Source organism: Streptomyces nanshensis, from assembly GCF_001751255.1.
Taxonomy (GTDB): domain Bacteria; phylum Actinomycetota; class Actinomycetes; order Streptomycetales; family Streptomycetaceae; genus Streptomyces; species Streptomyces nanshensis_A.
Window position 1 is genome coordinate 1 of sequence record NZ_LJGW01000044.1, and the last position, 12,597, is coordinate 12,597.

The window sequence follows — 12,597 nt, forward strand, 5'->3', positions numbered from 1 at the left end:
GGGGTGGAACGGGCCGGGACGGAACGGGCCCGGCTCAGCGGCGCGCGTGGCGGCCGCGCTGACCGCCGTTGTCCGGGGAGTTCCCCGGGGCGTCGCTCCCGGGAGCGGCGGGGCCCTGCTGTCCCGGCTGCGCGGGCGCGGACGTCCCGCCCTCCGCCGGGGCACCGCCGTCCTGCTCGCGCGCCTTCTTCCTGCGCGAGCGCAGATACTCGACGGCGATCGGCGCCACGGACACGAGGACGATGCCGACCAGGATCGCGTCGATGTGGTCGCGTACGAGCGCGAACTGTCCCAGCACCGCTCCGAGCAGCGTGACGCCCGCGCCCCACAGGGCACCGCCGATCACGTTGAAGATCAGGAAGGAGCGATACCGCATCTCGCTCACGCCCGCGATGATCGGCGTGAACGTCCGCACGATCGGCACGAAGCGGGCCAGCACCAGCGACTTGGGCCCGTGCTTCTCGAAGAACTCGTGCGCCTTCTGCACGTTCTCCTGCTTGAACAGCCTGGAGTCGGGCCGCCGGAAGAGGGCGGGCCCCACCTTGCGTCCGAAGAGATAGCCGGCCTGGTCGCCCAGCACGGCCGAGATCACCACCAGCGTGCAGACCAGCCACAGCGGATAGTGCAGATACTGGTCGGTGGCCACCAGCAGACCGGCGGTGAACAGCAGCGAGTCGCCCGGCAGGAAGAAGCCGATCAGCAGGCCGGACTCCGCGAAGACGATCACCAGGATGCCGATCAGACCGAAGGTCGGGATCAGATAGTCCGGGTCGAGCCAACTCGGTCCCAGCGCGAGGACGGTCACGTCACAGGCTCCTCATCAGGCGCACCGCACGGGCGGCGGTCGTCGGGGGTGGTACACGCTACCAACGCTCGGGGAAACGGAAGCGTGCCGCCCGCACACCGCGGGCCCGCCCGTACGCCGGGTCCTCCCGTACGCCGCGGGCATGCCCGTACGCGGAAGCCCCGCCGCACACGCGGCGCCCGGTCAGCCCTGCGGAGCGGGCAGCATCTCGTTCCAGTTCGCCCAGTACCCGCCGTAACCGTCGGGGACCAGACCGTCCGGCAGCAGCATGTCCCCGGGAGGAGTCATCTGCTGGGACGGGATGCCCGAGTGGTGCGTGACGCTCTCCCGGCGGTGCTTGCCGCCCTGCCGTCCGGTCTCCTCGCCGGTGACGAACAGCCGTCCCTGCGCGGAGAGATACTGCGCGCGGGCGGTCAACCTCCGCAGGTCGGTGCCGAGTTCGAGCGCGAGGATCTCCAGGTCGACCCCCGACTGCCAGCCGTCGACGAGCACCGCGTCCTGGACGGGCGACCAACCCATGTGGTCCGGGAGCTGGGTGTGGTCGTACGCCGGGAAATGCTCCTGGGGCTGGTAGTACGCGTGCGCCGAGTGGTGCTGCGTCTGGTACGGGGAGTGCTGCGGAGGCGGTGCCGCGGCGAACGGCTGCTGCTGATCCTGCGGCAACTGCGCGGCCTGCGGCTGCTGTTGGTGCGGTACGTGCTGCTGGGTCTGATGGGGGGCCTGGTGCTGCGCCGGGTGCTGATGCGCCTGGTACTGCTGCTGGTGGGGCTGCGCCTGGGCCTGCCCCTGCGGCTGGTACTGGGGGATCTGCTGCGTCTGGTCGTGCGTCTGCGTGTGGTCCGCCGCCGGGGCGGAGGGCTGTGCGGCGGCGTGCGCCGCGTCGTGGGCCCGTACGGTCTCCTCGTGGCCGGCGGCGCCCGGAGCGGCGGTCCCGGAGGCCCCCTGCTGCGGAAACTGCGGAGGCACCAGCAGATCGTCCGCGAGCGCGCGGGCGTCCTCACGGCCCACCGTGCGGCGTGCGATGCGCACTTCGCGCTCCGGCAGGCCGAGCATCTCGGCGACCGCCTTGTCGTGCCCCACCACCACCGCGAACGCCGCCAGGGAGCGGGCCCGGCTCGCCTGTGCGTCGTCCAGCGTCGTCTGCGCGGAACGCACTTCCTCGTCGCTCTGGCAGAAGGCTCTCGCCAGCACCGTGTGCCGTTCCCACAGCTCCCGAGGCTCCATGAAGTCCCCGTGTCCTCTCAGTCCTTTTGTACGGAATTCACAGTCCAAATCACGTAATCCGTGTCTTCGTATCCTCAATCTAGTGGCGAGAACGGCCACGTCCACGCCGCCGTGGCGGCATCTCGCGCGTTTCGTGCGGATTCCCCCGGGGTACACAAGTGCGGCTCGACAGGCCGCCGTTCAGACCGTCACTTCGACGCGGCTCGCTCGTAGGGGCGGTGGCGTCCGGCCCTGGTACGTGCTCTCCACCGGCGTACGGACGGGTACGCACGGGGCGGCCGGCGCTCGCTCAACTCACCCTGTTCCGGGAGCAGTTGCGGCACCGCCGAGGACGGCGGAGCGCTCAACGGGACGCCGTGAGCAGGCAGTCGGCCGTACGCGGGGCCGGACACGCGGAGGTGCCCGGGCGGCGGCGCGGAGTCGCCGTACGGGACGGCCTACGGGCCTCCGCGGCCGCACGGGCAACTCCCGCCGCACCGGCCGCAGTCGTACACCAGGCCCTCGGATGTATCGCTCGATGGAAGTACCCGCCGTGCATGGACGGGACTACCACGGTGCGGCGAAGCCGGGGCGTGCGGAGTCGGCCGGGGGCGTAACCCCGGCGACCCCACGCCCGGCTCCTCGCGGCGCGCACGCGCGGTCATGGGTCCTCCGCCGCGCGCCCGCACCGTCAACTGCCGGACGAGCGGCCCGTGTCCGCCAGGGCGTGTCCGGGAAGTAGCGTCGTCGCCCTGCTGGGCAGGGCGGGGGTGCGGGGTCTGGTGCGTGCGATCGCAAGGCGGAGGTGGGGGCACCACCCGGGCCGTCAGGCCCAGGGGGAGAGAGCGCAGCGTGCTGCGCCGACGATCGACAACGCTGGGGGCACTTCCCCTGGCAGAGCCGGGGAGACCCCACCCCGCGAAGCGGGGGAGAGCGTGCGTGCCAGACCCCGCACCCCAGACGGGACTTAACGGACACGCCCTAGGACCCTGCGGACGTTCTCCGGCCGTCCGGGAGCCGAGGCGAGCCGGTCCCGGCGGGCGCGCGCGAAGGCACGTCCCAACTCGCGGCGCCGCTCGGCGCCGACGTACAGACGCGCGTCGTTGATGAGGGAGCGCTCCTCCTCGTCGAGATGGTGGGCCACCGCCTGGACGAGGCCCTCCAGCTTCTCGTCCCACTCGTCCCCGCCGGGCGGTCCCGCCTCCAGCAGCGCGAGCAACGCCTCGTTCCCCTCGGTGTGTTCCTCGACGCTGTGCTCGACGTCCTCCTCGTCCACCTTCCGGTAGCGGCGCAGCGCGGGGTAGACCTCCGCCTCCTCGGCCTCCGCGTGGGCGATCAGCAGGTCGGCGAGGCGGCGCAGCGCAGCGGCACGGTCGGCCTCGACGTTCCGCATCTCGCGGAACAGATCCTCCATCGTGCGGTGGTCGCGGAGGATCAACTCCACGACGTCGTCCATGGATCGGTCCTCCGTGGCGTGGTCCTCCGCCGCTCCGTGGCGCCGTTCCCGCTCGGAGTGCGCGTCGCTCATGAGCCTGCCCTTCTGCGCTTGCGTTCTCCCGTTCCGGTCTCCCGTTTCCGAGGCCCCGACGCGTTCCCCGCCGTGAGCGGTGCACTCGTACGCGACCGGTACTCGCGTGCACGGCGGGTGGCCGCACGAGCGCGCACCGCCTCCGCGTTCGCGGGACGGACGCCCGCGCGCGACCGTGGGGACCGGGTCGCCCCTCGTACGACGGGTGTGCCCCGGAGCACCCGAGGACGGAAGGAGTCCAGCCATGGGCACCATCACCACCACGGACGGGACCGAGATCTACTACAAGGACTGGGGATCCGGACGCCCCGTGGTCTTCAGCCACGGCTGGCCGCTGACCGCGGACGTCTGGGACCCGCAGATGTTCTTCCTCGCGTCCCGCGGCTACCGCGTCGTCGCACACGACCGCCGCGGCCACGGCCGCTCCGGCCAGCCGTGGGCGGGCCACGACATGGACACCTACGCCGACGACCTGGCGCAGCTCATGGACAAGCTCAACCTCAACAACGCGACGCTCGTGGGCCACTCGACGGGCGGCGGCGAGGTGACGCGCTATCTCGGCCGGCACGGGACGGCACGTGTGTCGCAGGCCGTGCTGCTCAGCGCCGTACCGCCGCTGATGCTGCGTACGGAGACCAATCCGGAGGGGACGCCCCTCGACGTCTTCGACGAGATCCGCGAGGGCGTGCGCAAGGACCGCTCGCAGTTCTACCAGGACCTCACCGCGCCCTTCTACGGCGCCAACCGGTCCGGCTCCGACGTCTCGGAGGGCACGCGTGACGCGTTCTGGCTGATGGCGATGACGGTGGCGCTCAACGCGTCGTACGACTGCGTCCGGGCGTTCTCCGAGACCGACTTCACCGACGATCTGACGCGGATCGACGTGCCGGTCTTCCTCGCGCACGGCGACGACGACCAGATCGTCCCGGTGGAGGCGTCGTCGCCGAAGACCGCCGAGCTGCTGAAGGACCCGACCCTCAAGATCTATCCGGGGGCGCCGCACGGTCTGTACGGGGCGCAGCAGGAGACGTTCAACGCCGATCTGCTGGCGTTCCTCAAGAGCGCCTGACGAGGGCGGGGTCGAGGTCGGGAGCGTGGGACGTCTGCCCGTACGGGCTGGACGTCCGTACGCTCGTGCCCCGCGCTCAGCGGTCGCTCCCGTTCGCCTCGTCCGCCTCCTTGCGCGGGCGGTCCGTACGCCGGGACGCGGCGCGCTCGCGCAGCCGTTCCGCCTCGGCACGTATCCGCCCGAGCTCGGCGTAGAGCGCCGTGCCCGGGCAGGAGGTCTCGTAGGCGTCCCGGTGTGCGGCTATGACGTGGAACCGTGCGTGCCGCCCCTTGTCGAACCGGCTGTCGCCGCTGGAGGAGACGAGGCTCGCGGTGCCGCGTGCGTCGACGCCGGGCCGCAGCTTCCACGCGGCGACGGCCGCGATCGACTTCAGCATGGGACGCGGCACACGGACGCCCCCGTCGAAGGTGCCCAGTGCCGCTATGCCGAGGCTGTCCTCGTTGAACCCCTTGGTGTGCGCGCCCTCGACGGAGCGGGACAGGGCTCCGGAGCGGCCCTCGTAGATCGTGCCGCAGTGGTCGACGACGAAGTTGTAGCCGAGGTCGTCCCAGCCGCGTTCGACGTGCTCCGCTTCGAGCCGGCGGAGCATGCGCGGCACCGAGGCGCAGTCGTAGCCGTTGGGCTGGCTCGTGTGGTGCACGAAGACGACCCGTACGTCCTTCAGCGCCGACGCCCGCTCCCGCACCAGACCCTCGTCGGCGTGCCACGCACTGCGCGGGACGATGCGGGGGCGGGGTGCGGTCGGCGGGGTCTCGTCCCTGGCCGGGGCCGTGCGCCGGTGCGCCTGCTCGGCGCCCGAGAGGACGTGCCGGACGGGCTCCTGCCAGGTGATCGCGAACGCGAGCGGGACGAGGGCCGCGTACACGTACCGGCAGGGGCGCCTGCGCTTGGGCTTGCGGTGCCGCATAGCTGACAAGGTGCACCGGGCCGCGGCGGTCGCACAGGTGACCGTATCCGTTCGGGTGAGCGGGAACGACGGGGCGGACAGGGGCGGGCAGGGGCGGGCAGAGCCCGGCCGCTACTCCCCGCCCGGCGCCCCTCTGCGCAGCACCGAGCGCAGCGCCAGCCATGCCGCCGCCCCTCCGGCCGCGGCCCCGACGAGGAGCCCGGGGACGGTGCCGGACTCCGAGAAGTCCGCGGCGGAGACGCCCCAGACGATCGCGGCGGTGGCGGCGAGGAGGCTCACCGCGATCCAGACATAGACCCACGGGCCGATCCAGGTGCGTTTGCGGGGCGGCGGGGGCGGCGCCGCGATCCGGGCCGCCGGTCCGTCGAGCGCCGCCGCCGGACGCTTGAAGTACGCCAACGGGCCCCACACGCCGCACGGTTCCCAGCCCTCGGGTGCCAACTCCTCGGTGCGCGCGGCACGTTCGGCGAAGCCGGCGGTCTCGCGCCGGTACTCCCAGCGCATGGGGTGCTCCAGGTCGCGGCGGCAGACGAACCGGCCCAGGGCGTCGAGGCGTTCGACCTCCCAGCCCTCGCCGCCGAACCGCTCCAGCAGCGGCCGGTCCTGGAAGGCGTCGGCCGTCCACACCCACTGCTCGGCCGCCTCGCCGGGCCATGACTCCCCCTGCGGGCCGCCGGAACCGGCGGACGGGCCGGCGGCCTCGCGTGCGCAGAGCTGTTCCGCGAGCCGTTCGGCCGGGCCGAACTCCTGGGTGACGTCGCCGCCCGCCTCCTCCGCGTACGCGCGCAGCTCGCTCGTCAGCGTCGTGACGCGGTCCTCCGGCATGCCGCTGTCGCGCAGCAACGCGGCGAGCCGCCCGAAGTAGGCGCCGTACGCGCCCTCTTCACCGTTCTGGTCGCCGGTTGGGGTATTCACAGCCTCCCGCCCTTCCGTTCCGCCGCCTCCGGGGTACGTCCCTGCTCGCCCGGCTGCTCGTCCGGCTCCTCGCCCACGAGCGTCCGCCGGACCGCGTCGTGGAAGGCGAGCCACGCCTCCCCCTGCTCCCGCAGTCCCGTACGGCCCGCCTCCGTCAGCGCGTAGTAGCGCCGTCCGGGGCCGCGCTCCGCCGCGCGGAACTCGGCCTTCACCAGGCCCGCCTCCTCCAGCCTGTTGAGCACGGGGTAGAGGGTTCCGCCCTTGATGCGGCCGAGGCCCGCCGCGTCCAGTCGTCCGGCGATCTCGTAGCCGTAGCTCTCACCGCCTCGCAGGCAGGCGAGGACCAGCAGGTCGAGTACGCCCTTGAGCCAGCTTGCCCGTCTGTCCGTGGCCATACGGAGATGAGACCACAACCTAGGTAGCGATACAACCTATTCAGCGTGACAACCCGTGGGAGGACGGGACGCCACGGCGGTACGGCACCTGCGGCTCGCGGCCGCATCACCCATGGCCACCGCGCCCAACTCACCTCCGCGGAACGGCTGTTCGCGCCCGTCACGCCCCGCTCCGCGCTTGTCCGCAGCCCGGCCGGCGTGAGGTGATGTTGCGGCAGGGCTCCCGCGGGGAGGCGGGACGGTACGGGGAGGCGGGAGGAGAGGCCGTGGACAGCGAAGCAGCACGTGCACGTACGGAGGAGGGGACTGCGGGCCGACCGGCGGGCGACGCACGCCTGTTCGCCGCCAGCGACCTTCATGTACGGCACAGCGAGAACCGCGAGATCGTCCGGAGGCTGCGTCCGGAGACGGACGGCGACTGGCTGATCGTGGCCGGGGACGTGGGCGAGTTCGTCGAGGACGTCGCGTGGGCGATGGAGCTGCTCAGCCGGCGCTTCGCGAAGGTGCTGTGGGTCCCGGGGAACCACGAGCTGTGGACCCCGCCGAAGGACCCCGTCCGACTGCGCGGCGAGGAGCGCTACCGCCATCTCGTCGGTCTGCTGCGCGAGTTCGGCGTGGTGACGCCCGAGGACCCCTACCCGGTGTGGGAGGGCGCGGGCGGCCCGGTGGTGGTCGCACCGCTGTTCCTGCTGTACGACTACACCTTCCGCCCCGAGGGGACCGCCACCGAGGAGGAGGCGCTGGCGGCCGCCCATGCCGCGGGCGTGGTCGCCACCGACGAGTATCTGCTGCACCACGACCCCTATCCGGGGCGCGCGGACTGGTGCCGTGCGCGGGTGGCGGCCACCCGGTCCCGGCTGGACGGCGTCGACGCCGCGCTGCCGACGCTGCTCGTCAACCACTTCCCGCTCGTACGGGAGCCGACGCGGGTCCTGCGCTACCCGGAGTTCGCCCTGTGGTGCGGCACCGAGGCCACCGCGGACTGGCATGTGCGCTACCGCGCCAGCGCCGTCGTCTACGGGCACCTGCACATCCCGCGGACGATCGTGTGCGACGGGGTTCCGCACATCGAGGTGTCGCTCGGCTATCCGCGCGAGTGGGGCAGCCGCCCGACGCCGCCCGCCGGGCTGCACCGCGTGCTGACCGGACGCTGAGCGGAGGCCCGCCGGGACGGAACCGCCCGTCCGCGCCCGGCGGTTGAATCCGCGTTTCGCGGGGAGCGGCCGAACTCCCGTCCATTAGCGCTTCCTTGAGCCGGAACCGCGGTGGAAAAGCGTATGCGCACGGCATTGACGTCCTGTCGACAATTCACGAACGCTCCCACGGACACCGGCACCGGCGTGGAGATCGAGCGGCCCGCCGTAACGCTCGCTCACCGAAATCCCGCCGGTGCCGGGGGATTTCCGGTGTTCTTACGGCCGGAGTTCCGCCCGGTACCGCTGCCGACGCGTACGCCTGCCCGACGTACGGTGTGAAGAACTCGGCCCGTGCACACGCCTGTTGACCGCGGAACAGAGTCGTTCGACCACGGCGAGGGCGCCGTGCCCGCACACCCCCACGGCAGCGGCCCACCCCCGCCCACCTGCGCGCGACCGCCCGTCCGCGCCCACCGGCCCCCGTACACAAGGCCGTTGACGCCGCGTATCCGAATGCGCGGTGCACGCCCCCGGAGAACCGATCGCCGTACGTCCGCGGAACCGGCCGCCGAGGGCGGGATTCACCCCGCCGGAATGTGCGGGAAGGGCCCGTCAAGGGGGAGGTCCTGTGCCGGTACGGGAACAGGACCTCCGCATCGTGCGCACCCCGGGCGGCACCACCCCCGTGACCTCGCGGAAAAGGGCTCCGATATCCCTGACGCTCTTTCACATAACGGCGTTACCGGGAGTTGCGCCGTGATCGCACAAACGGCATCATTCCCCGGACCCAAGCCCCAACTGCCCCTGCTTGCCCCGTAGTTCAGCGGGCATTGGCGGCTCCATGTCCCCCTGGAAGGTTCCCCTTACTTGATCACGCATGTCTCGGGTTCGCGGGCCCGCCGGTCCGCGCTGCTGGGTGCCGCCGCCGTCCTCGCCGGCGGTACGTTCCTCGCCACTCCCGCCCACGCCGCCCCCGCCCACGGGCACTCCGGTTCGAAGGGCAAGGCCGGCGCCACCGCCGCCCGCGCCGATCTCCAGGTTTCCGTCGCCGACGCCGCCAAGGTCCCCGTCAGGGCGTCCCTCAACGAGGTCAGCGCGCCGCGTTCCGCCGACCGGACGCTGCTGACCGCCGAGGTGAACGGCGCCAACAAGGGCCGTCCGCTGAAGCTCGTACAGGCCGAGGTCGCCCGCTCCGCCGCCAAGACCGGCGCCGACCGCTCCTCCGGCCACGTCAAGCTCGCCGGCCTCCGCGCCTTCGCCCCCGGCCTGCTGGGCAAGCCGCTGGTCAGCGCGGACCTGCTGACCGCCACCGCCACCTGCGAGGCGGGCGCGAAGCCCACCGCCCAGGCGGACTTGGAGAACGTCTCCGTCCTCGGCAAGCCGGTGAACGTGAACGCGCCCGGCGGCCAGCAGATCAAGCTGCCCGGCGTCGGCACCGTCGACGTCTCGCTGGAGCAGGAGACCACGAAGACCGCCTCCGGGGCGGCGACGGCGCTGAAGCTGTCCTACGAGGTCAACCCGGCCAAGCTGAACATCGTCAAGGCCACCGGCGACATCGTGCTCTCCGAGGCCACCTGCGAGACGCCGAAGGGCGGCTCCGACGGCAACGAGCCCGGCCCGCAGACCGGCGGCGGCGACGGCGGCGACGCGGGGAGCAACAACGGTGACGGCGGCGGTCTCGCCGAGACCGGTGGCGACGCCACCACGCCGATCATCGCGGCCACGGGCGCCCTGCTCGTCGCGGGCGGCACCACGATGTACCTGGTCCGCCGCCGCGCGGCCCGCAACTCCTGACCCTCCCGCGCCGTCGCGCACAGGGCCCCGCCCACGCCTCAACCAGAGGCGGGGCGGGGCCCTTTGGCCTTACGGCTGCCGCGGCACCGCGATACCTTCGGGCCGCGGGCGGGCCGGAGAGACGGGAGCGGCATGACACCACCACCCGGTACGGCCCCCGACGCACGGACGGCGCTCGCCCGCGCCGGCCTCCCCTGGTCCCGCGTCGCCTCCTGCACACCGGTCGGCGGCGGCACGTACAACACCGTCCTCCGCGTGGTCACCACGGACGGCACCCGTCTGGTCCTCAAGCTCCCGCCGCCCGCGCACGCCCCGGCGCTCTCGTACGAACGGAGCCTGCTCACCGGCGAGTTCACCTACTTCCGGCAGGCCGCCGCCCTGCGCGACATACCGGTGCCGGCGGTGGTCCACCACGGGCCGCACGGGCAAGGCACGTCCGGCGCCCATCTGCTGATGACGGAGCGCCCGGGCGAGAGCTGGCACACACTCTCGGACACCCTCACCGCCGCCGAACGCCCGCGTCTGCGCCGGTCGTTGGGACGGATACTGGCGCGGGCGCACACGGTCACGGGACCCGGCTTCGGCTATCCCGGAGAGTCCGTCGGGGCGCTCTCCCCGCGCTGGCGGCCCGCGTTCACCGCGATGCTGGAGGCCGTACTCGTGGACGCGGAACGCTACTCGGTCCGGCTGCCCGTACCCGCCGGGCGCGTCCGCGCCGCGCTGCGCGCCGCCGCTTCCGCGCTGGACGAGGTCCGCACGCCCGCGCTCGTCCACTTCGACCTCTGGGAGGGCAACGTCCTGCTGCACGGCGCCCCCGGGACCCGGGAGGTCAGCGGCATCGTGGACGCGGAACGGATGTTCTGGGGCGACCCGCTCGCCGAGCTCCCCTCGCTGGACATCCTCGGCGCCGCCGAGGACGAACCCGGCCTCATGGCGGGCTACTTCGGCGGCCGGGCGGCGCCGCTCGACGACGCGGCCCGTACCAGGATCCGGCTCTACCGCACGTATCTCTACCTGATCATGCTCGTCGAGACGGTGCCGCGCGGAGCCTCCGCGGAGAACGTGGCATGGCTGCGTACCCACGTGACCCCGGCCCTGGAACGCACCGTGGCGGCCCTGCCCTCCTGAGCCGGCCCACCGGACGGGACGCCCAACCCGCCCGCGCCGAGCCGGAGTTGATCCCTCTACCAGCGGATTCCCGGAACGGCGGAACCGCGGCGCCGTCGTCCCCCACCGCCCATGTCCCGCCCCGTACCGCGCCGTTACGATGAGCCCCCCAAAGGTTCAGACCAAGGAGGGAACATGCTCGGCGCGAGGCATCCCATGAAGCGTCGCTCGGTCCTGCGGAACGGAGCGCTGGGAGTCGCCTCCCTGGGGCTCCTCACCGCCGGGACGACTCCCGCGGACCGGCCCACGCCGGCCGCACACACCGAGCGCCGGAAGGACGCTCCTGACAAGCGCCTCGCGGTCGTCGGCGCCGGCGCCTCGGGCATCGCCGCCGCCTACTTCTGCGACTCGGCATGGAACGTCGACCTCTTCGAGTCGCGCGACAAGACGGGCGGCCACGCCGACACGGTCTCCGTCACCGACGGGGACGAGCGCTACGCGGTCGACATCGGCGCGGAGTTCTTCCACCCCAACACCCACCCGCTGTACTGGTCGTTCCTCGCGGAGATCGGCGCACGCACCGACGACCCCGAGACGAACCTCGTCATCGAGGGCCCGGCGAGCCTCACCGTCTTCGACGGCGCCACCAGCAAGCCCCGCTTCAGCTCCGACCACGTCATCGACGACCTCCCCGGCGCACTGCGCTTCCTCACCTTCACCAGGGAGGCGCGGAAGATGACCGAGCCCGACGCCGCCTGGGAGACCACCATGGGCGACTGGCTGGACGGGCTCGACCTCGACGCCGACTACAAGCGCGACGTACTCACCCCCTGGCTGTCCTCCCTGACCTGCGGCGACACCGAACTCGTCCGTACCCAGTCGGCACGCGCCCACCTCTCGTCCTTCGCGAAGACCTTCCCGGCCACCGTCTTCGAGCCCGTCCACACCTACAACTCCACGGTGGGGCTGGAGGGTTATCTGCGGATGCTCCTCGACACCTGTGAGAACACCACCGTCCTCACCCGCGCCGCCGTGACCGGCCTGGAGGAGAAGAACGGCACGTGGCACGTGCGTACGTCCTCCGGCCGCCACGGCCCGTACGACGCGGTCGTCGTCAGCGCACCGCCGCCCGTCTCCAAGGACTTCTTCACCGGCATCCCCGAACTGGGCCATATCGCGGAGCAGTTGAGCGCGCACGAATACCACCCCTCGCGCCTGGTCATCCACCGCGACCCCCACTACATGCCCGACGACAAGGGCTACTGGGCCGTCCAGAACGCGGCCGCGGCCGGCCGGCACTGCGAGACGTCCATCTGGATCGGCGCCTACCACGGCACCTCGGACCCGGACACGAGGCCGAGCATCTTCAAGAGCTGGGCCGCACACCGCGAGACCGACCCGTCCGAACTCCTCGCCGAACGCCGCTTCCTGCACCCGCTCTCCACGCCGCGCAGCCTCGGCGCGGCCCGCGACATGATGGCGCACCAGGGCGAACGGAACCTCTACTTCGCGGGCAGCTTCACCACGATCACGGACCTCCAGGAGTCCGCCCTCTACTCCGGCCTGAAGGTCGCCGAGAGCCTCAACCCCGAGGGGCCGCAGCTCACTTCGTTCCAGAAGCGTCTCGCGGACGACGATCTGCTGGACGTCTCGTACGAGATCGTCTGACGCGAGCGGCGGCCGGCTCCGACGGCGTACGGAGACCGGCCCGCGCCGCTTCCCGGAGGCGGGCACGTGG

Annotated in this window: 10 protein-coding genes and 1 pseudogene; 5 read left to right on the top strand and 6 right to left on the bottom strand. The window is 72.4% G+C overall.

Features of this window, described 5'->3' with window-relative positions; all coding sequences use genetic code 11:
* Positions 1 to 34: 34 nt before the first annotated feature.
* The 3 genes from AN218_RS02275 to AN218_RS02285 form a co-directional block, all read right to left on the bottom strand.
* Complete coding sequence (locus AN218_RS02275; RefSeq protein WP_070014792.1) at positions 35 to 805, bottom strand: DedA family protein; 771 nt, start codon at positions 803 to 805, stop codon at positions 35 to 37.
* A 183-nt stretch (positions 806 to 988) separates the two neighbouring features.
* Entirely contained in the window at positions 989 to 2,029 is a 1,041-nt protein-coding gene (locus AN218_RS37770; RefSeq protein WP_070014794.1) for a hypothetical protein, read from the bottom strand.
* A gap of 946 nt (positions 2,030 to 2,975) precedes the next feature.
* Positions 2,976 to 3,464: a hemerythrin domain-containing protein gene (locus AN218_RS02285; protein ID WP_070014831.1), complete on the bottom strand. Its 489-nt coding sequence runs from the start codon at positions 3,462 to 3,464 to the stop codon at positions 2,976 to 2,978.
* Between the two features lie 316 nt (positions 3,465 to 3,780).
* Between AN218_RS02285 and AN218_RS02290 the strand changes: the two genes are divergently transcribed.
* Entirely contained in the window at positions 3,781 to 4,605 is an 825-nt protein-coding gene (locus AN218_RS02290) for an alpha/beta fold hydrolase (protein ID WP_070014796.1), read from the top strand.
* 76 nt (positions 4,606 to 4,681) lie between these two features.
* Here the strand turns inward: AN218_RS02290 and AN218_RS02295 are convergent, their stop codons facing one another.
* From AN218_RS02295 to AN218_RS02305, 3 genes and pseudogenes are all read right to left on the bottom strand, one after another.
* Positions 4,682 to 5,512 carry an N-acetylmuramoyl-L-alanine amidase gene (locus AN218_RS02295; protein WP_070014798.1) on the bottom strand — a complete coding sequence of 277 codons (831 nt, stop codon included), beginning with the start codon at positions 5,510 to 5,512 and terminating at the stop codon, positions 4,682 to 4,684.
* A gap of 111 nt (positions 5,513 to 5,623) precedes the next feature.
* Complete coding sequence (locus AN218_RS02300; RefSeq protein ID WP_244900207.1) at positions 5,624 to 6,427, bottom strand: hypothetical protein; 804 nt, start codon at positions 6,425 to 6,427, stop codon at positions 5,624 to 5,626.
* 77 nt (positions 6,428 to 6,504) lie between these two features.
* Positions 6,505 to 6,822, bottom strand: a pseudogene (locus AN218_RS02305) (PadR family transcriptional regulator); the annotation flags it as partial.
* A gap of 266 nt (positions 6,823 to 7,088) precedes the next feature.
* On the opposite strand from AN218_RS02305, the gene AN218_RS02310 reads away from it, so the two are divergent.
* The 4 genes from AN218_RS02310 (at position 7,089) to AN218_RS02325 (ending at position 12,527) form a co-directional block, all read left to right on the top strand.
* A complete protein-coding gene (locus AN218_RS02310) occupies positions 7,089 to 7,976 on the top strand; it encodes a metallophosphoesterase family protein (RefSeq protein ID WP_420855928.1) in 888 nt (295 codons plus the stop codon).
* 849 nt (positions 7,977 to 8,825) lie between these two features.
* Positions 8,826 to 9,752, top strand: coding sequence for an SCO1860 family LAETG-anchored protein (locus tag AN218_RS02315; RefSeq protein ID WP_070014799.1), 927 nt, complete (start codon positions 8,826 to 8,828; stop codon positions 9,750 to 9,752).
* Positions 9,753 to 9,884: 132 nt separating this feature from the next.
* Complete coding sequence (locus AN218_RS02320) at positions 9,885 to 10,880, top strand: aminoglycoside phosphotransferase family protein (RefSeq protein WP_070014801.1); 996 nt, start codon at positions 9,885 to 9,887, stop codon at positions 10,878 to 10,880.
* 174 nt (positions 10,881 to 11,054) lie between these two features.
* The gene (locus AN218_RS02325; protein WP_070014803.1) at positions 11,055 to 12,527 is read left to right on the top strand and encodes an FAD-dependent oxidoreductase; all 1,473 of its coding nucleotides are present in this window, start codon (positions 11,055 to 11,057) and stop codon (positions 12,525 to 12,527) included.
* Positions 12,528 to 12,597 lie beyond the last annotated feature (70 nt).